The sequence below is a fragment of the Anaerocolumna chitinilytica genome (genome assembly GCF_014218355.1).
Taxonomy (GTDB): domain Bacteria; phylum Bacillota; class Clostridia; order Lachnospirales; family Lachnospiraceae; genus Anaerocolumna; species Anaerocolumna chitinilytica.
Map to the genome: position 1 here is coordinate 1439629 of NZ_AP023368.1, position 25491 is coordinate 1465119.

The 25491-nt window shown below is 41.0% G+C and carries 17 protein-coding genes; 13 read left to right on the forward strand and 4 right to left on the reverse strand.

What is annotated here, in order from left to right; genetic code table 11:
* Positions 1–104 precede the first annotated feature (104 nt).
* From bsdcttw_RS06305 to bsdcttw_RS06330, 6 genes are all read left to right on the forward strand, one after another.
* The gene (locus tag bsdcttw_RS06305; protein WP_207726498.1) at positions 105–644 is read left to right on the forward strand and encodes a hypothetical protein; all 540 of its coding nucleotides are present in this window, start codon (positions 105–107) and stop codon (positions 642–644) included.
* A 518-nt stretch (positions 645–1162) separates the two neighbouring features.
* On the forward strand, positions 1163–2503 hold the full coding sequence (gene aspS / locus bsdcttw_RS06310) for an aspartate--tRNA(Asn) ligase (protein ID WP_185258536.1): 1341 nt from the start codon (positions 1163–1165) through the stop codon (positions 2501–2503).
* A gap of 157 nt (positions 2504–2660) precedes the next feature.
* A complete protein-coding gene (gatC, locus tag bsdcttw_RS06315; protein WP_185258537.1) occupies positions 2661–2948 on the forward strand; it encodes an Asp-tRNA(Asn)/Glu-tRNA(Gln) amidotransferase subunit GatC in 288 nt (95 codons plus the stop codon).
* A 68-nt stretch (positions 2949–3016) separates the two neighbouring features.
* Positions 3017–4468: an Asp-tRNA(Asn)/Glu-tRNA(Gln) amidotransferase subunit GatA gene (gatA, locus tag bsdcttw_RS06320; protein WP_185258538.1), complete on the forward strand. Its 1452-nt coding sequence runs from the start codon at positions 3017–3019 to the stop codon at positions 4466–4468.
* A complete protein-coding gene (gene gatB / locus bsdcttw_RS06325) occupies positions 4465–5895 on the forward strand; it encodes an Asp-tRNA(Asn)/Glu-tRNA(Gln) amidotransferase subunit GatB (protein ID WP_185258539.1) in 1431 nt (476 codons plus the stop codon). Before gatA ends, gatB begins: the two co-directional genes overlap by 4 nt.
* A 207-nt stretch (positions 5896–6102) precedes the next feature.
* Entirely contained in the window at positions 6103–7131 is a 1029-nt protein-coding gene (locus bsdcttw_RS06330; RefSeq protein ID WP_185258540.1) for a TraX family protein, read from the forward strand.
* 129 nt (positions 7132–7260) lie between these two features.
* On the opposite strand, the gene fliK is transcribed toward bsdcttw_RS06330, so the two are convergent.
* Entirely contained in the window at positions 7261–9195 is a 1935-nt protein-coding gene (fliK, locus tag bsdcttw_RS06335; protein ID WP_185258541.1) for a flagellar hook-length control protein FliK, read from the reverse strand.
* Between the two features lie 375 nt (positions 9196–9570).
* Here fliK and gltB point away from each other — a divergent pair, with 375 nt between their 5' ends.
* The 3 genes from gltB to bsdcttw_RS06350 all read left to right on the forward strand — a co-directional run bounded on the left by gltB (position 9571) and on the right by bsdcttw_RS06350 (position 16893).
* Positions 9571–14133 carry a glutamate synthase large subunit gene (gene gltB / locus bsdcttw_RS06340; protein ID WP_185258542.1) on the forward strand — a complete coding sequence of 1521 codons (4563 nt, stop codon included), beginning with the start codon at positions 9571–9573 and terminating at the stop codon, positions 14131–14133.
* Between the two features lie 177 nt (positions 14134–14310).
* On the forward strand, positions 14311–15795 hold the full coding sequence (locus tag bsdcttw_RS06345) for a glutamate synthase subunit beta (protein WP_185258543.1): 1485 nt from the start codon (positions 14311–14313) through the stop codon (positions 15793–15795).
* A gap of 384 nt (positions 15796–16179) precedes the next feature.
* Positions 16180–16893 (forward strand): DUF434 domain-containing protein, encoded by a 714-nt coding sequence (locus bsdcttw_RS06350; RefSeq protein ID WP_185258544.1) that lies wholly within the window; start codon positions 16180–16182, stop codon positions 16891–16893.
* On the opposite strand, the gene bsdcttw_RS06355 is transcribed toward bsdcttw_RS06350, so the two are convergent.
* On the reverse strand, positions 16867–17376 hold the full coding sequence (locus bsdcttw_RS06355) for a hypothetical protein (protein WP_185258545.1): 510 nt from the start codon (positions 17374–17376) through the stop codon (positions 16867–16869). The two genes, bsdcttw_RS06350 and bsdcttw_RS06355, sit on opposite strands and share 27 nt — an antisense overlap.
* Positions 17377–17576: 200 nt before the next feature.
* On the opposite strand from bsdcttw_RS06355, the gene bsdcttw_RS06360 reads away from it, so the two are divergent.
* Entirely contained in the window at positions 17577–18479 is a 903-nt protein-coding gene (locus bsdcttw_RS06360; RefSeq protein WP_185258546.1) for an alpha/beta hydrolase, read from the forward strand.
* 20 nt (positions 18480–18499) lie between these two features.
* Positions 18500–19492 carry a mannonate dehydratase gene (locus tag bsdcttw_RS06365; RefSeq protein ID WP_185258547.1) on the forward strand — a complete coding sequence of 331 codons (993 nt, stop codon included), beginning with the start codon at positions 18500–18502 and terminating at the stop codon, positions 19490–19492.
* 114 nt (positions 19493–19606) lie between these two features.
* Here the strand turns inward: bsdcttw_RS06365 and bsdcttw_RS06370 are convergent, their stop codons facing one another.
* Complete coding sequence (locus bsdcttw_RS06370) at positions 19607–21871, reverse strand: glycoside hydrolase family 3 C-terminal domain-containing protein (RefSeq protein ID WP_185258548.1); 2265 nt, start codon at positions 21869–21871, stop codon at positions 19607–19609.
* A gap of 121 nt (positions 21872–21992) precedes the next feature.
* Positions 21993–23003, reverse strand: coding sequence for an aldo/keto reductase (locus tag bsdcttw_RS06375; protein WP_185258549.1), 1011 nt, complete (start codon positions 23001–23003; stop codon positions 21993–21995).
* Positions 23004–23216: 213 nt separating this feature from the next.
* Between bsdcttw_RS06375 and bsdcttw_RS06380 the strand changes: the two genes are divergently transcribed.
* Both bsdcttw_RS06380 and glyA read left to right on the forward strand, forming a co-directional pair.
* Positions 23217–23840, forward strand: a complete 624-nt coding sequence (locus bsdcttw_RS06380; protein WP_185258550.1) for a TetR/AcrR family transcriptional regulator — start codon at positions 23217–23219, stop codon at positions 23838–23840.
* Positions 23841–24074: 234 nt separating this feature from the next.
* Positions 24075–25316, forward strand: a complete 1242-nt coding sequence (glyA, locus tag bsdcttw_RS06385) for a serine hydroxymethyltransferase (RefSeq protein ID WP_185258551.1) — start codon at positions 24075–24077, stop codon at positions 25314–25316.
* The last annotated feature ends 175 nt before the right edge of the window (positions 25317–25491 follow it).

A 25491-nucleotide genomic window follows, 5' to 3' on the forward strand; every position in this document is an offset into this window, starting at 1 on the left:
ATGGTGAAAAAAATATTATTAGTTATTATAATTGGAGTAGTTTGCAGCTTATTATATATCTGTGTGCCTAATTTTTAAAATCATCTGATGTAACGAAGGAAACCTTGGATAATTCAAAATTCTTCCATGCTAAAATGGCTTTTTATGCAGATTCGCTGGAGGAGGTATATGACCAATCACCTATAATTATTGAAGCAACGATTAAAAATAACGTTGGTGAGATTGAGTTTGGCCCAGAATCTTATTTTACCTTTACCGAAGCTAAAGTTGATGATATTTTAAAAGGGGATGGACTAAGTAAAAATGATACTATTAATATTATTCAAACAAAATACCTTATTGAAGACCCGGTTCTAGAAGAAGGCTCAAGAAAGATACTATTCTTAACAAAGTATGACGCTAAGGAATATGCAAACAATGATTATACTTATGCATGTGTGGGCGGCTATCAGGGGATTTATAATATGAATGAGGATGATACCATATCCGGAAGTTTAACTGGTGATGACCTGGCTTTTAATAATAAAGGGATGAATAATAAGGCTGAGAATAATGCGGCTTCAGATGCGAATACTATGTTAAAAGATTTTGCAGCCGGAAAAACAAAAGAGGAATTTATAAAGGAAATCAAATCGTTTAAATAAATCATTTAAAATTACCTCTTGTCAGATAATATTTTCTGTGATAATATAGCTTAAAAGTATTTGAATATTTATAAAGGCTGAGAAAGAGACTAACCTTTAGGGATTTCATCTATAGACAGGAATGGCAAGCCACCGACTGAGAGCATGCCTATGGTGATAGCTATTGGAAGGAACACTCTGGAGCTTATAAGCCGAAGAAGTTCTATGATCTGTAATGGAGGATATTATTACTCCCATCTATCATACGACTTATAGTAGGTTTATACGCGGCACGCGTTATGTGCTTGAGAGGAAAGCTTTTGCTTTCAACGCGGGTGGTACCGCGGGTTATTCTCTTAACGTAAGACGATTGCCTTTTGCAGTTGCTGTTGGATTCCCGTCCCGGATATTTATGTGTTTTTTCACATAAATATCCGGGACTTTTTGTATTCAGACGAAAACTAAAAGTGATTGTCTGTTAGATATGCCTGGAGAAAAAGCAACTGCCAGATCAATGGATAGATTAAAGGAGGAACACGATGGAATTTGTAAAAGGAATAAAAGAAAAAGAAATAGTAGAAATCAGTGATATACTTACCGGTGACTTATTCCAAAAGCAAGTAATAGTAAGAGGTGCTGTACATGCGGTAAGAGATATGGGAGAATTCTCATTTGTTGTTCTTCGTAAATATGAAGGTCTGGTACAGTGTGTTTTCGAAGCAGGCAAGGTTACGGGAGCAGAAGCAAGTTGTATTAGAGAAGGAATGACCCTTGAAGTGACAGGAATTGCTTCCAGAGAAGAGAGAGCACCGGGAGGATTTGAATTAAAGGTCTCAGAAGTCCGGGTATTATCAGAACCGGCAAAGGATTCCATAATGCCTCTACCTATCAGCAAATGGAAGATGGGAACTTCTCTTGAGACAAAGCTTTCCCTTCGTCCTATCGCACTAAGAAATATAAGGGAACGGGCAATCTTTAAGATTCAGGAGGGAATTGTAAGAGGTTTTCGTAATTTCCTCTATGAGAATCATTTTACAGAGATCAGGACACCTAAGATTGTGGCAGGAAATGCAGAGGGTGGTGCCAATGTATTTAAATTAGAGTACTTTGGAAAGAAAGCCTTCTTAGCACAAAGCCCCCAGGTATATAAGCAGACAATGGTAGGCGTATATGACAGGGTATTTGAAGCAGCACCGGTATTTCGTGCAGAGAAGCATAATACCACAAGGCATCTGAATGAATACACCAGTCTTGACTTTGAGATGGGATATATCGATGGCTTTGAGGATATTATGGATATGGAAGCCGCGCTTCTTACGTATACCTTTGATTTATTAAAGAAAGACTACGAGAAGGAATTGAAAATCCTGAATGTAGAATTACCCTCCACCGATAAGATCCCTGCAGTTAGATTTGATGAAGCGAAACAATTGGTTGCTGAGAAGTATGACCGTAAAATAAAAAATCCCTATGATTTGGAACCGGAAGAGGAAATTCTCATTGGGAAGTATTTTAAAGAGGAATATGGCAGTGATTTGGTATTTGTAACACATTATCCTTCTAAGAAAAGACCTTTCTACGCTATGGATGACCCGGCGGATAATAAATTTACGTTAAGCTTTGACCTGTTATTTAAAGGGATGGAGATTACCACCGGGGGACAGAGAATTCACAGCTATGAAGCACAGGTAGAGAAGATGCTAAAAAGGGGAATGGACCCTGCGGAATTTAACGATTACCTTATGATCTTCAAGCATGGAATGCCTCCTCACGGCGGACTTGGAATCGGCCTGGAGCGTCTTACCATGAAGATACTGGATGAGCAGAATGTAAGAGAAACTACCCTGTTCCCGAGAGATGTAACAAGACTGGAACCTTAGAATTGCGAATAGATAATTCAATAATTGGAACAAATCCATTGAAATGAACGAACAGAAGATTTGAACGGACAGAAGCTTTGAATGAACAAAATCTTTGAATGAACAAAGCTTCTTTCATAAGAATTTAAGCTGCTTCAAGCAGCGGAATTGAGGAATAATGGAGATAACAGATAAAACGATAGACTATGTGGCGGCCCTTGCTAAGCTGGAGCTGACAGAAGAGGAAAAAGAAAAAGCAAAGACTGACCTTGGAAGTATATTAGGTTATATTACAACCATGAATGAACTGGACACCGAAGGGATAACCCCTATGTCCCATGTCTTCCCTATTAAAAATGTATTTCGTGAAGATGTGGTGGAGAACAGTCCTGACAGAGATGCCCTCCTTGCAAATGCACCGGCAAAAAAAGACGGCTGTTTTATGGTTCCCAAGACTGTTGAGTAAGGAAGAGTCATTGTAATGAAAAAGATCATACCAAATCAATAGATGATGTCAATAGAAAAGAGGTCAGCATGGACATAACCAAACTATCAGCCCTGGAATTGGGGAAGAAGATTCAGGAGAAAGAGATATCGGTAGCGGAAGCAGTCAGTATTCAGATAGATAAGATAAAGGAAACAGATTCTGTTAACAGCTGCTATATATCCGTTTTAGAAGAAAATGCTTTCTTGGAAGCAAAAGAAGTACAAAGAAAAATTGACAGCGGAGAATTAGCAGATGCACCTCTGGCGGGAGTACCTGTTGCCGTAAAGGATAACATCTGCACCAAGGGAATAAAGACTACCTGTGGGTCTAAGATATTAAATAACTTCCTTCCGCCTTATAATGCCACCGTAGTGGAAAAGTTAAAAGCACAGGGGGCTATTATAATCGGGAAAACCAATATGGATGAGTTCGCAATGGGCAGTACCACTGAAACTTCCTATTTTGGAATAACGAAAAATCCCAGAAATACAGAGTATGTGCCGGGAGGCTCCAGCGGCGGTTCTGCAGCGGCAGTAGCAGCAGATGAAGCTTTCTATGCCTTAGGTTCGGATACCGGTGGTTCTATCAGACAGCCAAGTGCCTTCTGCGGTGTAACCGGTATAAAACCTACTTATGGTACAGTCTCTCGCTATGGGTTGGTAGCCTATGCTTCTTCCTTGGATCAGATTGGACCAATCGGAAAGAATGTAGCAGATTGTGCAGCAGCACTTGACATTATTTCCGGTCATGATAAGAAAGACTCCACCAGTGTTCCCACAGAACATTATGGGTATTCCAAAGTACTGGGAGAAGATATAAAGGGAATGAAGATTGGAATTCCCAAAGGCTATTTAGGAAACGGACTGACAGAAGAAATCAAAGTAAGTGTTCTAGAAGCTGCAAAGGAACTGGAAAAGCAAGGTGCTATTATAGAAGAATTTGACTTGGAAGCTGTGGAACATGCAATTCCTGCTTATTATGTTATTGCCTCCGCAGAAGCCAGCTCCAACCTTTCACGTTATGACGGTATCAAATACGGGTATCGTACAGAGGACTTCGAAGGGCTTCAGGAAGTCTATAAGAAGACCAGAAGTGAGGGCTTTGGCAATGAAGTAAAGCGCAGAATGATGATTGGTGCCTTTGTACTTAGCTCCGGTTATTATGATGCTTACTATAACAAAGCTTTAAAAGTAAAAGCCCTTATTAAAGAAGGTTTTGACAGGGCTTTTGATAAATACGATATTATACTTGGACCTACGACGCCTTCGACGGCTCCAAGAATCGGTGAAAGTTTATCCGATCCCTTACAGATGTATTTAGGAGATATCTATACCGTATCCATTAATCTGGCAGGACTTCCGGCTATCAGCCTTCCCAGCGGAATTGGAAATCAGGGTCTTCCCATAGGGCTTCAGTTAATCGGAAAACATTTCGGTGAAAAAGATATTTTAAAAGCAGCATATCGCTTTGAACAAACGAGAAAGGAAGTGGTGCTATGAAATCCTATGAAACCGTCATCGGACTTGAAGTCCATGTAGAGCTTGCAACAAAGACGAAAATCTTCTGTAGCTGCACCACTCAGTTCGGCGGAGAACCTAATACTCACTGCTGTCCGGTATGTACCGGTATGCCTGGTACTCTTCCGGTATTAAATAAGAAGGTAGTAGAATTTGCCATAGCAGCTGGCCTTGCGACTAACTGTCAGATAAATCAGAACTGTAAATTTGACCGAAAGAATTATTTTTATCCGGATCTACCCAAAGCTTACCAGGTATCTCAGCTATATCTACCCATTTGTCACGATGGAGGAATTGAGATTGAAACCGCTGCCGGCAAGAAAACCATTGGTATACATGAAATTCATATGGAAGAAGATGCCGGAAAACTAATACATGATCCTTGGGAAGATTGTACCCTGGTTGATTATAACCGCTGCGGTGTTCCTTTAATTGAGATTGTAAGCGAGCCTGATATGAGAAGTGCGGAAGAGGTTATAGCATACCTTGAAAAGCTGAAGCTTATTCTGCAATATCTTGGTGTCTCTGACTGCAAGATGCAGGAAGGTTCTTTAAGAGCTGATATTAATCTTTCTATCAGAGAGGTAGGAGCGAAAGAATTCGGTACCAGAACAGAAATGAAGAATATGAACTCCTTTAAAGCCATAGCAAGAGCTATTGAAGGTGAGAGAAAACGTCAGATTGATGTACTGGAATACGGAAAAGTAGTTACCCAGGAAACCAGACGCTGGGATGATAATAAAGATACCAGCTTCGCCATGCGTTCCAAAGAAGATGCCCAGGATTACCGTTATTTTCCGGAGCCGGACCTGGTACCTATTGACATTAGTGACGAGTGGCTGAAGGAAATTAAGAACCGTCAGCCGGAGCTTCGTGATGAGAAGATGTTACGTTATGAGAAGGAATATGACATTCCTGTTTATGATGCCGGAATCATAACCGGTTCCAAGCACCTGGCAGATTTGTTTGAGGAGACAGTTGCACTCTGCGGTAAACCAAAGGAAGTATCCAACTGGCTGATGGTAGAGACAATGCGCCTTTTGAAGGAAGAAGAAAAAGAGCCGGAGGATATCTCTTTTCATGCGGACCACCTTGCAAGCCTTATTAAGCTCATAGGGGACAATAAGATTAACCGTACAGTTGCCAAAGAGGTCTTTGAAAAAATCTTCAAAGAGGATGTGGACCCTGAAAAGTATGTTGAGGAAAAAGGGCTTTCCATGGTCAATGATGAAGGTGCCTTAAAAGCTACGATTGAGAGGATAATATCTGAGAACCCGGCTTCTGTAAGTGATTATCGAAGCGGTAAGGAGAAAGCCCTTGGCTTCCTTGTTGGTCAGACGATGAAAGAGATGAAGGGAAAAGCAGATCCAGGTATGATTAATAAGATTCTAAAGGAATTGCTGGCATAAACGCCCTTTGATAAATGTGATTTGGTATTATGAATGCAGCAGATAAGTAAAAAGTCGTAATAGTGTAAACTGATCAGCCCAATGACAGATACACTGCTTGCGGCTTTTTCTTATCACGATAAGTATTTGCTATCCTGTGTGTGGGATGGTATAATTTAACAAGCGTATAGATATAGGATACCGCATAATATTTTATTAGGAGGATTTATGGAAGATATTACGGCTGTGCCAGCATATACTGAAGATACCATCAAGAAAAGGGGTATACCAGGAAGTACTTTAAAGTTAATAGCAATTTTTGTAATGCTGATCGACCACGTTGCAGCAACTATATTGGAACAAACGCTTATTTCTAATGGATATTTTAATTACAATACGGTAGCATCAACGGATACGTCAAACATAAGATTATATTTTATCTATTTTGTTATGCGAATGATTGGCAGACTTGGATTTCCCCTCTTTTGCTTTTTGCTGGTAGAAGGTTTTGTACATACCAGGAATAAGGGCAAGTATGCTATCAGACTGGCATTGTTTGCGCTTATTTCAGAGATACCCTTTGACCTGGCTTTTCAAGGGAAGATTTTTTATTTTGGATATCAAAATGTGTTTTTCACACTTTTCATAGGTTTCCTGGTAATGTGGGGATTTCAATTCTTTGCAGAGCGGCTTAAGGAAAAAAGATGGTTCCCTGTAATCTCAATAATAGGTGTAATAGGCGCAGGATGGATTGCTTTTCAGGTATTACAGAATTCTATGTACACCATAAACAGCATTGTTACAGGATTTAATGGCACAGGGCTTCCGCTGATCTTCACGAGTATGGATGATAAGGTCATGATTGGTGTAATCGCCATCGTTGCAGTCATTTTCCTGGTGCTGTATCTTATGTTTAGAAGTAATGGTGAGAGAATAGGGATTTTTCTTGCAGATTGTGCAGTGCTCGCAGTCGGTATGGTTCTTGCTAATCTCCTGGTTACGGATTATTCTGCATTTGGAGTCCTGACCATCGCTGTGATGTATGCTTTAAGAAGGCAGCATTTATCGGCAGGTATCGGTGGCTATATTACATTAAATATAATGTCCTTATCCGAACTGACGGCAGCATTTGCGCTGATTCCCATAGGATTATATAACGGTGAGAGAGGATTAAGATTAAAGTATGTATTCTATGCTTTCTATCCGGTTCATTTATTTATACTCTACCTGATCTGTAAAGTTATGAACCTTATATAGAGGGATATATAAATTTTAAAATTTAATCATTAGAAGTTTTTTAAGATGAAAATTGCCGTCTAAACTTTCAGATAATCTCTAAAGTTTAGGCGGCAGTTTTTGCTTATGAAATGCTACTATAAATATTAATCATGCACGAATGTCAAAATGATAACGTTTACCTCTGGAAGAAGGAGCAGGAGCGTTTTCTTCTGTGTGCAAGGAACTATCAGGGAGGACTTTCCCTGCGGGTTCGCTGTTTTTTCCCTTATTAACAAACTCAGTACTTACCTGATAGCCTTTACCTGTAAGCTTTTCTTCTAAAGTTCCCATATGAGAGGAAAGTAACTCCAAGGCTTCCTTATTTTCCAGGTAAAAGGTGTTTTTTAACTGGCTGTGTGTAAGATCGATAGCGATATCCACTGGCCCCAGATTATCCATTTTTAAGTGAAGGACAACCCTTATACCCTCTTCAATATCCAGGTTTGATTTCTTGTTGGAGTAGACATGGAGTTCGCTTTCTGCATATTGGTTCTTAAGTTTAACAGGAAGCTGCAGATAGGAAAACATATGTTGAAACATATTCATATACTGAACGGAATCTGTAACATGAGCTAACTGGGCTTGAAGAGCTTGTGCGCCGGTAAAGGTAGCTGATTCGGCAAGGTTTTTTATATCAGTTAACTGTCTTAGCAGATTCTCATAGTGGTTTTTTACGGCATCAGGCTTAGCAAGATCCTCGGGAGTCATACTCCAATCCGACAAAAGCTTGGAATTTAAGAGGCTCTGAAATTCCTTGGAGGAAGTGAGTTTCTGGAGGGCAGCAGTGTGTTCTTCCGAAGTGCCGGCAGCGGGAGATAATTGTGTACTGATCTGCCCCAGAAAATCTGAGACAGATATATTTCCCTTCACAATCGCATCGGTAAAGGAAATGGGAAAGTTTTCCGGTAAGGCTTGAACTAACTTAAGCAGAGTATCTCTGCTCTCAGGGGGAAGTAATTCCTTTAATTCAGAGGTACTACTTTCCTGTATATCGGCAGCATTTATAATTTTGTCAGCCAGGTTCCAGACAGCAGGATTCATGGTATATTCTTTTAATAGTTTTGCAGCTTCTGATAACGAAGCGGCTGAAAGGGTTCCGGTTAACAGCTCCTCAAGTTGAGAGTTTTCAAGGGCGGCAGGGGAAAGGGCATTCAAGCTGTCAGCCAAAAGAGTCCTTTCCTCAGCGGAGAGTAAGTTCCCAATCGGAAGCTCCTGGGAATAATTAAAAGGCTGCATTTGCAATGGATTTTGGATATTAGCAGTATTTACGGAAACTGAATCCGAAGAATTAATCTGAACCTCTGGTGCTAATGTATTTTCCGGTGCTAATGTATTTTTAAGAGCTGATTTGTCTTCTAACAGCAGATGAAGTAAAGCTTGATTGTTGTCCTGACCGGTCTCAGCCCATGGAAGTTTTGATATCGTATCAGCGAGCACTGCCAGGTTATCCATCATCTTACCATTGGAACTTAGAAAACCTTCCGCCAGTTCGATGCTGATTTTATTAACCGGAAGATTATTTTGATTCAAGAAAATAAGGCTTTTAATAGAAGCTTCCGGAAACTGAGTCATTTGTTTGGCAAAAAAGATAAGATTATTCTTATCAATAGACATACGGGAGGAAAGAAGTTCTGCCACCAGGTTCCTGTTTTTAGGAAGTTTGCTTAAGGAAGCGGCATCCAGAGCAGCATCAATCGTTGACTCCATATAAGAGGAGGAACTCTCCGGCAGAATCTTCAAGGTAAGATTCTGGGAAGAGGCATTCTCTACCCGAAAGGATACCCGGCTACCAATGGAGAGATTATTAACATCTGCTGTCAGCTTTCCCTTTAAGATCTGTCCGTCACTCAAACGTATACTTACTTCATTATTTTTAAGATCAACAATCTCTCCTTTTATAACCTGCCCTTTTTCCAATCCATAGGCAGTAGAACCGGAATAGGTACCGGTAGAAGTATTTGATACATTACCGGTAGTCTGGGAGGTGACCTGGGCACTAGAGGTCCCTGATGGAATAGACCCGGAAATAGCGTTATTTATCATAGTAACCTCCTTTTAGGTACGAATGTTCTTGTTAAGTGAAGCAGAGCCTATGATATATATCGGAAAAAATGACATTTTACAAAAGGAGACTTAATAAAATAATGTATAAGCCGTTAAAAACCTTATAAAATAAATAATATCTCAAAAAAAGATTGCATTTTTCTGCGGCATATATTATAATCGGTTTCAGAACAAAGGCGTTCTTGAAGAAAACATGATTTCAAGGATGCCTTTTTTGTATGGAAAATTAAGAAAGCCAATATGGCTTAGAGTAATATAAAATGACCCAAAAGGCATACCGGATAAGCCGGAGGATATTTTTAATCCGGTTTCTCGATACAAATCAGGTAAATTTAGAAGAAAAGAGGCGTGCGAATGGACAGATATGGCGTAGAAGAGACAAAACGTACGGGGGCAGGACTTTATGATCCCAGATTTGAACATGATAATTGCGGTATTGGTGCAGTAGTTAATATCAAAGGTGTAAAGACCCATGAAACAGTAGCGGATGCATTAAAAATCGTAGAGAACCTGGAACATCGTGCCGGAAAGGATGCGGAAGGAAAGACCGGAGATGGTGTCGGCATCCTGCTTCAAATATCTCATAAGTTTTTTGTAAAGGAAACGGAAAGTCTTAATATTAATCTTGGCGGTGAAAGAGACTATGGTATCGGTATGTTTTTCTTCCCACAGGAGGAGCTATCCAGAAACCAGGCAAAGAAGATGTTCGAGATAATAGTGGAAAAGGAAGGAATGGAGTTCCTTGGCTGGAGAGAGGTGCCTATTATTCCTGATATTTTAGGGCACAAAGCGGTGGAATGCATGCCCTACATTATGCAAGGCTTTGTAAAGAGACCTCATGGTGTGAAGAAAGGTCTGGAATTCGACCGTAAGCTCTATATTGCCAGAAGAGTATTCGAGCAGAGCAATGATAACACCTACGTAGTATCCTTATCCAGCCGTACCATTGTATATAAAGGTATGTTTCTTGTAAAACAGCTTCGCAGATTCTTCATGGATTTACAGGACGAAGCCTATGAATCCGCTATAGCAATAGTTCATTCCCGTTTCAGTACCAATACCAATCCTAGCTGGCAGAGAGCACATCCTAACAGACTTATCGTACACAATGGTGAAATTAATACTATCAGAGGCAATGTGGATAAGATGCTTGCCAGAGAAGAGACGATGCAGTCCAAGTATCTGAACAAGGAACTTCATAAGATTCTTCCGGTTATTAACACGGAAGGCTCTGATTCCGCAATGCTTGATAATGCTTTGGAATTCCTGATTATGAGTGGTATGGATCTGCCCCTTGCAGTTATGATAACCATACCGGAACCTTGGAGCAATGACCAGAATATGAGCCAGGAGAAGAAGGATTTCTATCAGTATTATGCTACTATGATGGAACCCTGGGACGGCCCGGCTTCCATCCTGTTCAGTGACGGCGATATTATGGGTGCGGTGCTTGACCGTAACGGACTACGGCCCTCCCGTTATTATATAACAGACGATGACCATGTAATTCTTTCCTCTGAAGTAGGTGTATTGGACATTGCACCGGAAAGAATCGTGAAGAAGGAAAGACTTCGTCCCGGTAAGATGCTGTTAGTAGATACAGTAAAAGGCTGTGTCATTGATGACGAAGACTTAAAGAACAGCTATGCTGTACACAGCCCTTATGGAGAATGGCTGGACAGCAATCTTGTAAAATTAAAAGACCTTCATATTCCGAATAAGAAGGTGTGGGAATATGACGACGAGGAAAGAGCCAGGCTTCAAAAGGCCTTTGGTTATACCTACGAGGATTACAGAACTACAATTCTCCCTATGGCAAGAACCGGAGGAGAACCGGTAGCAGCAATGGGGGCTGATAGTCCTCTTCCTATTCTTTCAAAGAGCAATCCTCCCTTATTCAGCTATTTCAGACAGCTCTTTGCCCAGGTAACCAATCCGCCCATTGATGCTATCAGAGAAGAAATCGTAACTTCTACGGATGTTTATATCGGTGAAGACGGTAATCTTTTGGAAGAATGTGCTGAGAACTGTAAGGTACTTAAGATTCATAACCCTATTCTTACCAGTACCGATTTATTGAAGATTAAATCCATGAAGATACCGGGCTTTAAAGTAGAAACTATTTCAATTATTTATTATAAGAATACATCCTTAGAAAGAGCAATCGACCATATATTTGTGGAGGCTGACCGCGCTTACAAGGAAGGTGCAAATATCCTGATTCTTTCCGACAGAGGTGTGGATGAGAATCATGTAGCAATTCCTTCCCTTCTTGCCGTATCAGCCATGCAGCAGCATCTGGTTAGAACCAAGAAGAGAACAGCGGTAGCGATGATACTAGAGAGTGCGGAACCAAGAGAAGTGCATCATTTTGCAACGCTGTTAGGCTATGGTGCCTGTGCGGTAAATCCTTATCTTGCCCAGGAATCCATTAAGCAGCTGATCGCCAGCAATATGCTGGATAAAGACTATTATGCCGCAGTAAATGACTATAATAAAGCAATTTTAAAGGGTATCGTTAAGATTGCTTCCAAGATGGGTATCTCAACGATTCAATCTTATCAGGGCTCTAAGATATTTGAAGCTATCGGCATAAATAATCAAGTGATTGATAAGTACTTTACCGATACTGTAAGCAGAATCGGCGGTGTTACCATAAAAGATATTGAAAAACAGGTGGATGAACTGCATACCAAAGCATTCGATCCCCTTGGCCTGAATACAGACCTGTCACTTGAGAATAGCGGTAATCACAAGTTAAGAAGCGGTAAGGAAGAACATCTTTATAATCCCCAGACCATCCATCTTCTTCAGAAAGCCACGAGAACAGGAGACTATAGTGCCTTTAAAGAGTATACAAGGCTAATCGAAAAAGAAGAGGAAGGCATTAACTTAAGAGGACTTTTAGACCTTAACTTACCGGAAGCTGGTATCCCCCTTGAGGAAGTAGAAAGTGTGGACTCCTTGGTAAAACGCTTTAAAACCGGAGCTATGTCCTATGGTTCCATCTCCCAGGAGGCTCATGAAACTCTGGCTATCGCTATGAATATGCTAGGTGGTAAGTCCAACAGCGGTGAAGGCGGTGAAAGTCTTGAGCGTCTTACCATAGGTAAGGATGGTTTTGACAGATGTTCCGCTATTAAGCAGGTAGCTTCCGGTCGATTCGGGGTTACCAGCCAGTATCTTGTCAGTGCAAAAGAAATTCAGATAAAGATGGCTCAGGGAGCAAAGCCTGGTGAAGGCGGACAGCTGCCGGCAGGAAAAGTATATCCCTGGGTAGCTAAAACAAGGCATTCAACTCCCGGTGTAGGGTTAATCTCCCCGCCTCCTCATCATGATATTTATTCCATTGAGGATTTGGCTCAGTTGATCTATGACCTTAAAAATTCCAATAAGGATGCCAGAATCTCTGTAAAGCTTGTTTCAGAAGCCGGAGTTGGTACGGTTGCTGCCGGTGTTGCGAAGGCAGGCGCTCAAGTTATTCTCATATCCGGTTTTGACGGCGGAACCGGTGCGGCACCCAGAAATTCCATTCACAATGCCGGACTTCCCTGGGAATTAGGGCTTGCCGAGACTCATCAAACCTTGATTATGAATGGTCTGCGCTCCAGAGTTCGGGTGGAGACCGACGGAAAATTAATGAGCGGTAGAGATGTAGTTATTGCAGCGCTTCTTGGAGCAGAGGAATTTGGTTTTGCAACAGCTCCCTTGGTAACCTTAGGCTGTGTTATGATGCGTGTATGTAATCTGGATACTTGTCCTGTTGGTGTTGCTACCCAGAATCCGGAGCTTCGTAAGAACTTTAAGGGAAAACCTGAATATGTTGTTAACTTCATGCGTTTTATCGCTGAAGAAGTCAGAGAATATATGGCAAGACTTGGTGTCAGGAAGCTGGAGGAATTGGTCGGAAGAAGTGAGCTGCTAAAAGTTAAAGATTCTGCAATGACAGGAAGAGCAGCAAGAATTGATCTTTCAAAGATTCTTAACAATCCTTTTGACGGAAATACAGAAGAAGCACATTTTGACCCCAAGAAAATATATAATTTTGAACTGGAAAATACCATTGATGAAAAGGTACTGTTAAAAAAACTAAAAGGAGCGATTGCTTCCGGTCAATCTAAAACGATTGAAGTTGATGTCACTAATATCGACCGTACCTTTGGTACCATCTTAGGTTCGGAAATAACGAAAGCTCATGGTACTTCTTTGGAGGATGATACTTATGTTATCAAATGTCAGGGAAGCGGAGGGCAAAGCTTTGGAGCCTTTATTCCTAAAGGTCTTACACTAACCCTATCAGGTGACAGCAACGACTATTTCGGTAAAGGTCTCTCCGGTGGTAAGTTAGTTGTATATCCTCCAAAGGGGACGAAATTCGAAGCGGATAAGAATATTATCATCGGTAATGTTGCCCTTTATGGTGCTACCAGCGGTAAAGTATTCATTAATGGTGTTGCGGGAGAACGTTTCTGTGTACGTAATTCCGGTGCCAGCGCTGTTGTAGAAGGAGTAGGTGACCACGGCTGCGAATATATGACCGGCGGAAGAGTTGTTGTACTTGGAACTACCGGAAAGAACTTTGCAGCAGGTATGAGCGGCGGTATTGCATATGTCCTGGATGAAGGCAGCAATCTCTATAAAAAATTGAACAAAGAAATGATATCCATGGAATCTGTTTCAGAAAAGTATGATGTGCTGGAGTTAAAGCGTATGATAACAGAGCATGTGGAAGCTACTGGTTCTGCAAAGGGTAAGGATATTCTGGATAACTTTATGGATTATCTTCCGAAATTTAAGAAAATCATTCCATATGATTACAGCCGTATGCTTATGACTATTGTTCAGATGGAAGAGAAGGGCTTAAGCAGTGAGCAGGCACAGATTGAAGCATTCTTTGCCAATACCAGAACAGTATAAATTAGATAAAAAATAATTTATTCACAAGGTTGTGACAGCGAAATCCTCGGCACAATCTTGGGGTGCTGGAAAGGGCATGGCTGTTAGTATGAAAATACATTGAATTTTTCATATGCAAATTTGTGTTGGCGCGGAGAATACAGCGCCTGCAGCAGGAAGACTAGGAGGTAAGAAGCGATGGGAAAACCAACAGGATTTATGGAGTATGACAGAAAACTCAGCAAAGGGCTGGCTCCTCTTGAACGTATAAAGAACTTTAATGAATTCCACATCCCCCTTTCAAAGGAAGAACAGAAAATCCAAGGGGCAAGGTGTATGGATTGTGGTGTCCCCTTCTGTCAGTCAGGCGTTATCTTAAATGGTATGACATCGGGATGTCCTTTAAATAATCTGGTACCGGAATGGAATGACCTGTTATATAACGGAAATATGAATCAGGCTCTAAAGCGTCTGTTTAAAACGAATAATTTTCCCGAATTTACCGGAAGGGTATGCCCGGCTCCCTGTGAGCCGGCCTGTACCTGCAATGTTGCGACAAGTCCGGTAAGCATTAAGGAAAATGAATTAAGTATTATAGAGAATGGCTATAAATCAGGCTTTGTAACCCCTCAGCCGCCTAAGGTGAGAACCGGGAAGAAGGTTGCAGTCATTGGTTCTGGACCTTCCGGTCTTGCAGCAGCAGACCAGTTAAATAAAAGAGGTCATCAAGTTACCGTATTTGAGCGTTCCGACCGTATTGGCGGTTTATTGATGTATGGTATTCCTAATATGAAATTAGAGAAGGATATCATTGAGCGCAGAGTTGAAATAATGAAAGAAGAAGGTGTGACCTTCATTACAGGAGCTGATGTAGGTAAAAACTATAAGGCTTCTGACATAAAGAAGGAATTTGATAGCGTCATTCTGGCTTGCGGAGCTTCTAACCCAAGAGATATCAAGGCTCCCGGAAGAGAGGCTAAGGGAATCTACTTTGCAGTGGATTTCTTAAAAGGAGTTACAAAGAGTCTTCTTGATTCAGACTTTAATGATAATGCCTGTGTTAATACAAAGGGCAAGAACGTGGTAGTTATCGGCGGCGGTGATACCGGAAATGACTGTGTTGGTACCAGCATCAGACAGGGTGCAAAGTCAGTACTTCAAATAGAAATGATGCCAAAGCCACTGGAAAACAGAACGGAAGACAATCCCTGGCCGGAGTGGCCCAAAGTTTTAAAAACAGATTACGGTCAGGAAGAAGCTATCGCAGTATTTGGTCATGACCCAAGAGTATATGAATCCACAGTAAAGGAATTTATTGCTGACAAGGACGGTAACCTTACAAAAGTTAAGATTGTAAAACTTTGCAGTAAATACAATGCTGAAGCTAAGCGGTTTGTAATGGAGGAAGTACCTGGAAGTGAATATGTGGTGGAGGCAGACTATGTCTTTATAGCCGCAGGCTTCTTAGGAACGGAGGAATATATCGCAAAAGCCTTTAATGTAGAACTGAATGCCAGAACCAATGTAGCTACAAAGGAAGGAAACTATCAGACCAGTACAGAAAAAGTTTTTGTAACCGGAGATATGCACAGAGGTCAGAGTTTGGTGGTATGGGCTATCAGAGAAGGCAGAGAAGTTGCCCAGGAAGTGGATGAACATTTAATGGGGTATAGTAATCTGTAGGAAGACCTTTAACATCCAAATATCTTTAGTATCTATAAGGATTATGTGTGGTTGAAATAAATAACTATATGAGATATTTCTAAATAAAATAAATGGGGCGGCAAATTCGTAATAAATTTGCCGCTCCATTTACTTTAATAAAAAACTTTAAAATCAAGGAATCCATTAGTACTTCCTAATGTTTCCGGCTTGATGCGGCTTGTAAATATATTTGACAATCATCAATAAAGTTGCCGAGTCGCGCGAATCCTTCTGATTCTTTGTAGAAAACAGACAGCTATTAACAGAAAGAAAGTATAATTCATAATATCAAACAAAAATGATATAATAATCTCCAGGAAATTATTTTTTTAAATTATCTGAATCGAAAGGAAAGGCAATCCTATGCAAAAGCAGCCAAGAAGAGGATATGTACCGGAAGATGATAAAGAATTCGGGGAAGAAGCCCTTACCGTACTTGCGAAGGCTGGTAAGGATATCTGTTATCTGCTGAATCAGGGCTACCGTATAGAAGGAGCCGTCACTTTTGTCTGCAATCATTACATGCTATCCCAACGCCAGCGTATTGCTCTTATACGTTTTGGAGCTTCCGATGAAGCAATAAATAGAAGAAAAGCAAAAGAAATAATAACGGAGATTTGTAAAGGCAGGACCTTTCATATAGATGGATTTAATACCATAATTACACTGGAGGTTGCACTCTCAGCAGCTCCGGTTATACTGTGCCGGGACGGATGTCTTAGAGATCTGGCAGGACTTCGGGGGACTTATCATCCAATCGATAAGACTGTAAAAGCAATTAATCTGATAGGAGCATTTTTTGAGAACAAAAAAGCCGCTAGGGTTGTGTTCTATTTGGATGCACCGGTATCCAATTCGGGGAGGTTAAGCCTGTTGATAAAAGAAGAATTGAGAAAATATTCTTTTCTCACAGAAGTATATTGTATTAATGAGGTAGACCATGTCCTTAAGAGCCTGGAATACGTAGTGACGGCAGACTTTGCTATATTGGAAGAGGCGAAAAGTTATGTCAATCTAAACCGGTACCTGTTGGGGGAGGGAATACCTGATCTATGGCTGGTGGATTTTCTTTGCTGAAATCTTGGTAAAATGGATTAAAAGGCTGGAACCATTTGAAAAAAGCAGCTCATGTGAGAATTTATCTTCTTTTATCTGCAGCAATTCACTGAACTCCAATGACAAATATCCATTGGTCAAAGCCAGAGAGCTTTTCTTTCCGGTAGCAGGATGATACTCCAGAAGCTCCAGCCCATAGTAAGTAAGCTGCCATATATCGATGAGATCGGACAGTAAGATTTTGCAGATAGGCAGATTTCTCCATTCTGTATCGCTTTTATTTTTGCTATTAGAGGATAGAAGGATATCAGTCAGAAAGCAGCCGCGGTAGCCAAAATTATCTTCGTATGTTTTTATGAAAGCCTTGGATAAATATTTCTTGGTTTGTATATATTCGCCTACATAACATGCGGCATTCTCTTCCCATTTTTTAAGGGCTGTCAGGCGTGTATTCTCTTCATCACTGTTGGTATCCATCCAAAGATCGTATTCCAGATATTTCATCTATGGTCACCTCACTTTCCGCTTCTGATTTTGTTATTAGTTTAACCGTTTTCAGTGATTTATTTCATATAATATTCTTCAAGTGTTAATAGAACTTATTGACATAAAGGTTTCTATGGTTGAAAATGTTAAATATAGAATAAAGAAAAATAACGGGAGGAGGTATTACTATTTTAAGAGAGAACTTTACATTCCAATCGATGGACGGAACTACCGTCTATGGTTATTTGATAAGTCCTGAGGAGGGAAAAGAGCTAAAGGGGATTGTTCAGCTTGCACATGGTATGGCAGAAACAGCAGAGAGATACGAAAGATTCGCTCGTTCTCTTGCAGCAGAAGGATATTTGGTCTATGCCCATGATCACAGAGGACATGGAAAGACAGCGGGAGATCTTGAGAATGTAGGTTATTTGGCGGACAAGGAAGGGTTTGAGTGGCTGGTAAGGGATATGCATAATCTGACGGACATTATTCGGGAAGAACATCCGGCTTTACCCTTATTCCTTTTGGGGCATAGTATGGGCTCTTTTGCCGCACAAAGATACGCCATGGAACATGGAAAAGAGCTTACAGGATTGATTCTGTCGGGTTCCAATGGAAACCAGGGGATTATGCTAAAGGCAGGAAATATCATAGCTGCCAGGGAAGTTAAGAAGCTTGGAAGAAAAGCCCGAAGCGAAAAGATGAACCAACTTCTCTTTGGTAGTTTTAATAAGCGGTTTCATCCTAGCCGTACTGAGTTTGACTGGCTTAGCAGGGATGACGAGGAAGTGGATAAATACATCCGTGATCCCTATTGCGGGGCTGTATTTACCAGTGGTTTTTACCATGACTTTATAAATGGCCTTATGGTGATTGAGAAGAAAAGTAACAGGAGAAAAGTACCAAAGGACCTTCCAATACTTATTCTATCCGGTGACAGAGATCCGGTAGGAAAGTTCGGAAAGGGTGTCAGGAACCTGTATGAAATATATAAAAATACAGGAGTAAAGGATATAACTTTAAAACTATATCCCGAAGCCAGACATGAATTGCTGAATGAAATTAACAGGGAAGAAGTGACCAATGATATAATCACATGGGTTAAACAGCATACAGTATGAAATGATATATGGAGGAGTTTATGGAGATAGGATACGCGTATTTTAGTGATAATCACAATGTACTGAAAGAATTTGCAAGGCAGCTTGGGGTGAAACATGCGGTTACGAATACGTCAGCCGGCTCCAGGGGATGTTCTGCCTATGTCCATCCTTGGGATTATATGCCCTTACTGCGCAAGAAGAAGGAATTTGAAGCCTATGGAATTGATTTTTCTGTCTATGAAGGAGTTAATTTTATTGACAGTGCGAAGTTAGGGCTGCCTGATAAAGATGAAGCCATAGCAAAGTTCTGTACCCTGCTGGAGAATATGAATAAGCTGAAGATTCCAACCCTTTGCTTTAACTGGATGCCTATCTGGGAATGGTTTCGTACGAGAGATTCTGTGATCCTTGAAGGGGGAGCTGTGTCCACCGGATTTGATATAAAAGACATAGAGGATTGCCCGGTGACGGACTTTGGCAGGCTAAAGGCAGATGCACTTTGGACGAACCTGGAATATTTTCTGAAAAAGGTGGTACCGGTAGCTGAAAAATTCGGGATACAACTAGCCATTCATCCGGATGATCCTCCGGTTTCTTCTATTGGAGGAATAGACAGGATATTAACCAGTTCGGATGCGATGTACCAGGCAACCAGACTGGTAGACAGTGAAATAAATGGAATTACTCTTTGCCAGGGAACCTTTGCTGTAATGGGTGAGGATATTCCGGCAGCAATACGCCGTTTCGGGAAGGAAAAGAAATTGTTTTTCGTTCATTTTAGAGATGTCGTCGGGGATAAGAATCAATTCTATGAAGCCTTTCATCATGCCGGAAAGACGGATATGTATGAGGCAATGAAATGCTATTATGAAGTAGGGTTTGAGGGAGTTGCTAGACCCGATCATGTGCCCACCATGGCAGATGACAGTGTGGAAATTCCCGGTTATGGAATTAATGGAAATCTTCTTGCTACCGGTTATATGTTAGGCCTAATGGAAGCGGCTAAAAAAGAAGCAGGAAAGACAATGTAATAGCAAATAAAATTAGAAGAACCGTGTATGGAAGAAGATTACTTCCATACACGGTTCTTTTGTGCAATCAGGCTAGAATAAATCCAAGGTAAAGCTGAGGGCTACATAGCTCTGTTAATCCTGGTTGTTCAGCATATCAATAATATTTTGGATATCTTTTGATGTGAATTGCCCGCCAAAGGAAAGGATGGAGTGAAGAGGAAGACCGGCCATCATTTCACGCATCATTTCTGCTGTACCTTCACCCAGACCTTCTGCATCGTCAACAGGAATTGCAGGCATCAAATCACCGCCAAATTTTTGAATTAATTCATTGGCATTTTTCACATATTTCATAATATCACCTACGGTCGTGGTGTTATCCGCTACAAAGGGAAAGGCCGTTGTACTTGTGATAAAAATATCTTTTACAAGAACGATATCACGGGAAGATTTACCAATCATAATGGTAAAGTCACCAGTCTCTACGTACCAGTCTTTTAATTCTTTACTATAGTAAGCAAAGGAGCGTTTATCAAGAGTAAAGGATATTTCTTTCTCTTCTCCGGGAGCAAGTGAAACCTTTACAAAGCCCTTTAATTCTTTTTCAGGGCGGCTTACATAAGCTTCTTTGTCGTGAACATAGAGCTGAGCTACCTCTTTGCCGGCTATTTTACCGGTATTCTTAACTTTTAGTGTTACCGTAATGGTATCGGTATCCTTTAGATCAGCTTCAGGAGAGACTTTCAGATCACTGTATTGGAATTCCGTATAGCTTAAGCCGTATCCGAAAGGATAAAGGACCTCTAATTCCTTGGTATCGTAATAACGGTAACCAATGAAGACACCTTCACTGTATACAACTTCCTTCTCTGTACTGGGGAAATTCAAATAGGAAGGATTATGCTTTAAGGAGAGAGGATAAGTTTCAGCAAGCTTACCGCTTGGATTTACTTTTCCATACAGTAAATCTACACATGCACCGCCTACTGCCTGGCCTCCCAGATAAACAGAAAGAAGTCCCTTGATGTCATTAAGCCAGGGCATTCTTACGGGAGAACCGTTATGAAGGATAACAACGATATTCTTCTGCACCTTGGCAATTTCCTGAATAAGGTGATTCTGGCACTGAGGAAGTTCCAGATGGGTCCTGTCATAACCTTCACTTTCAAATGAATCGGGAAGCCCTGCAAAGATAACTGCTACCTCTGCATTTGCTGCTGCATTTACTGCTTCCTTTAACAGTTCCTCATCTACCTTATCCTCCTTGGTATCATATCCCTGTGCATAGGTTACTTCGGCAATTTCTTTAACAGCATCCAAAGCGCTTGTAATCTTGAAGCTGTTAATATGGCTGGAACCGCCGCCCTGGTAGCGCGGAACCTGGGCAAATTTACCGATAAAGGCTGCTTTGGTCTCTGGCTTTAAGGGTAGAATAGAATCATTCTTCAATAATACGGCACTTTCCGCAGCAGCATTTCTTGCCAATGCATGATGTGCTTCTTTATCATAAGAGGCATTTTCTATTTTATGTTCATAATAATGCTTTACTAGATGAAGTACTCGTCTTACGGCAGTATTTAATACTTCTTCTGACAATTCACCATTTTTAACGGCTTCTACAATTTCCTTATCGCGGATTCCGTTACTGCCCGGCATTTCCAGATCAAGTCCGGCTTTTAAGGCACTTACTCTGTCATTCATTGCGCCCCAGTCAGTCATGACCAGTCCTTCGAATCCCCATTCATCACGAAGAACCTTATTGAGAAGCCAGTCATTCTCACAGGAATAAACACCGTTAATACGGTTATAAGAGCACATTAAAGTGGTAGGTTTTGCTTCTTTTACAATGGTTTCAAAGGCAGAAAGATAAATCTCCCTTAAGGTTCTTTCATCAGCCTCGGCGCTGATACTCATTCTGCGGTATTCCTGATTGTTAACGGCAAAGTGTTTTACACTGGTACCAATTCCTTTACTTTGAATACCTCTTACAAGGGAAGCCGCCATTTTGCCTGCAAGATAAGGGTCTTCTGAGAAATATTCAAAGTTACGGCCGCAAAGAGGAGAACGCTTCATGTTAACACCGGGTCCTAACAAAGTGGACACAGATTCTGCCTGGCATTCATCCCCGAGAGCTTCTCCGATAGTATTTGCAAGGTCCGTATCAAAGGAGCAGGCAAGAGCGGAAGCAGCTGGAAAACAAACTGCCGCAACACTGTCAGACAATCCCAGATGGTCAGCATCCTCCGCTTGCTTTCTGAGTCCGTGAGGACCATCTGATACCATTACACCCGGCAGGTTAAGCCGATTAATGTTCTGGGTATGCCAGAAGTCAGCTCCGGAACACAAAGAGGCCTTTTCCTCCAAGGTCATTTCAGATAATAACTTTTCAACATCCATAAGTAATCTCCTTTACTTTAATGTAGTCAGGTATGGGTAATACCTGATATTGTTGCGGGACACGTGTCCTGCTATAATCTGAATATAGCATTTTGTACAAAAGAAGTCAAGTAGATGCTATCTAATTAATAAAAGTTTCATAATCCGTCAGGTTAGCGATTAAGAGAGAGGGAGTATTAAGACCATAGGGGCAATGCTTTTTGCAATGGTCACAATGGATGCATTCCTTTATCTTAGCCATTTTACCTTGATGTTCGTCATTCAGATAGACAGATAGGGGAGCTCTTCGGATTAAAAGAGACATTCTGGCACAGGTAGGAATGTCAATACCTTTTGGACAGGGCAAGCAATAACCACAGCCGCGGCAGAAATCACCGCCAAGCTCGCTTTGGTCTTTCACAATAATTGCTGTTAATTCCTCATCCAAGATGGGAGGTGTATCAATATAGGATAAGAATTCTTCTAATTCACTTTCCTTTTGGACACCCCAGATAGGAAGTACATTATCAAACTGGGCCAGATAAGCATAAGCTGCCGCAGAATTGGTAATTAAACCACCGGATAATGCCTTCATCGCAATAAAGCCCATGTTATGTTCTTTACATAACTTTACCAGTTCCAGTTCTTTATTTGTGGATAAATAACTGAAAGGAAATTGTAAAGTTTCATAAAGGCCGGACTCGATAGCTTCCTTTGCTACGGCAAGCCTATGATTTGTGATACCTATATGGTGAATAAGCCCTTTTTCTTTAGCTTCTAACATAGCCTCGTAGAGACCGCTGCCATCATTTGGCTTCGGACAGACAGCCGGATTATGGAATTGATACAAATCCAGGTAATCTGTCTGTAATTCCTTTAAGCTTGTATGTAAATGGTTCCAAAAGTCTTCTGTTTTAGTGCACATAGTTTTGGAAGCAATATAAATATGCTCTCTCACATCTTTTAGAGCATAGCCTATCTTCTCCTCACTGTCGGTATAAAAGCGGGCAGTATCAAAAAAGCGGATTCCTTTTTCATAGGCTCTTTTAAGGAGTCGTGCTGCTTCTTCCTTTGAGATTCTTTGAATGGGCAGGGCTCCGAAGCCATTCTTATTGACGGTAATATCTGTTGTTCCCAGTGTAACGTATTCCATGATGTTTTTCCTTTCTGTAGAAATCTGCTGAATAATTCTCTGTTTATTATAACATCTATTCGCTGTCATGTATATGTATACAAGATAAGCTAGAAAAACGGGTTACTGAATTAGATGCTTCAAGTTGACAAAAGGAAGTGCAGACATCTATAATGAAGGAAATAATTTGGATTATGCGGAAATACAGAATGCTTTAGAGATGGAGACAAGTTAATGGCAAGGGTATTGGATGAGATGGATAGAAAGATTCTTAAAGTGTCCAAGGAGCTTTTTATGTCTAAGGGTATACGTGAAACAGAAATGAAGGACATAGCAAAAAAGGCGGAAATAGGAAGAAGTACCCTGTACCGGCATTTTGCAGGAAAGGAATTGATTGCTTTTTATATCGCGAAAGATATCTTGACAGAGCTAAAGAATTATTCGGAGGATAAACTCTCGCAACATAAGAATTTGAAAAGCGGATATGAGAAACTTGCCAGTGGTATGATATTATTTGCGGGGAAATTATTAGAAAGCAGAGATGAGATACGCTTTCTGGATGAGTTCGACCAGTTTTTTACCGACAGCTATCCGGAGTCCGAAGAGGCCAGTGAGTATACTCAGTTTAATAAGAATAAGGATATGGGAATCTATCAGATGTTTCTGGAAGGAATTGCAGACGGCAGCGTAAAGAAGGTAGAGAATCCGGAGTTTGAAGCGGATGTACTGGTAAACGCTATATTCGGCATTGCACAGAGAATCATCCCAAGACGGGAGCATTACATTGAGGAACATGGATATTGTGATGAAATGCTGGAAGAAGCGGTAAGGCTGATGCTGCTTGCAATAAAAGCTTAGCAAATGAGCTGAAAGGAAGGTATTATATAAATTATATGTCTCCTAATCAATAGGAAAATCCTAAGGCTATAGGAGAAAATATAGGAGATGAATGGAATGTATAAATATTCGGCCTGGTCTAAATGGATTTTGGACTTTCATTAGCCCAGCTTATCTGCTTAGTGAAAGAAATATTGCTTTTAATAGGACAATGCTTGTGTTATAATACTGCTAAAAGCCAATGGAGGTAGGAAAATGTATTCATTTGATGAAGTTGTGGGATTTGATCCGGAGCTAGCCCAGGCTATCAGCAAGGAAATCGGCAGACAGGAAGACCATATTGAGCTGATTGCCTCTGAGAATTTTGTAAGCAAAGCGGTGATGGCGGCCATGGGAAGCCCACTTACGAATAAATATGCAGAAGGGTATCCCGGAAAGAGATATTACGGCGGCTGCGAATATGTTGATATTGCAGAGAATCTTGCCATCGATCGTGCCAAGAAATTATTTGGCTGTACCTATGCCAATGTTCAGCCTCATTCCGGTGCCCAGGCCAATATGGCAGTATTTTTCGCTCTGTTAAAGCCCGGTGATACGGTTATGGGAATGAATCTTGCCCATGGCGGACATTTAACACATGGAAGTCCGGTGAATATGTCCGGCAGTTACTTTAATATTGTACCTTACGGCGTAAATGACGAAGGCTTTATTGATTACGAAGAACTTGAGAAAATAGCTCTTAGCGTGAAGCCGAAATTAATTGTGGCTGGAGCAAGTGCTTATGCCAGAAAGATAGATTTCAAACGCTTCCGGGAAATTGCAGATCAGATAGGTGCCTACCTGATGGTGGACATGGCTCATATTGCAGGGCTGGTGGCAGCAGGCTATCATGAAAGTCCTATCCCTTATGCCCATGTAACCACAACTACTACTCATAAGACCTTAAGAGGACCAAGAGGCGGTATGATCTTATCCAGCGAGGAATTTGCGGAAGAACATAAGCTGAACAAGGCAGTATTTCCTGGAATTCAAGGCGGTCCTTTAATGCATGTAATCGCAGCAAAGGCTGTTTGCTTTAAAGAAGCACTTGACCCTTCCTTTAAGATATATGCCGGAAATATTATCGAGAATGCACAGGCGCTTGCAAAAGGTCTTATAACAAGAGGCTTTAACATTGTATCTGGCGGAACAGATAATCATCTGATGCTGGTTGATTTACAGAATAAAGGAGTTACCGGCAAGGAGACAGAAAAGCTTCTGGACGCCGCTAATATTACCTGTAATAAGAATACCATCCCTAATGATCCTGCTTCTCCTTTCGTGACCAGCGGTATCCGCCTTGGTACACCGGCGGTTACAACCAGAGGCATGAAGACAGAAGATATGGATGTAATTGCGGAAGCTATCAGCTTATTAATTGCAGATGTGGATAAAAATAAAGCGGCAGCGATGGAACTGGTGAAATCTTTGACCGAAAAGTACCCGCTTTACAAATAAAAAATAACAGAATGCCTTGCTTTCATTTATTAATAAAAGCAAGGCATTTTATATTGTTATAACCTTCAACTACCGGGGTTGTGCCTCAGGGCAGCTTACAATAAGTATGAGAGCTTTAAAGAAAAGAAAGGTTTTTATTAAATATATATGAAAGGATTCTGCAGAGTCCGCGGAA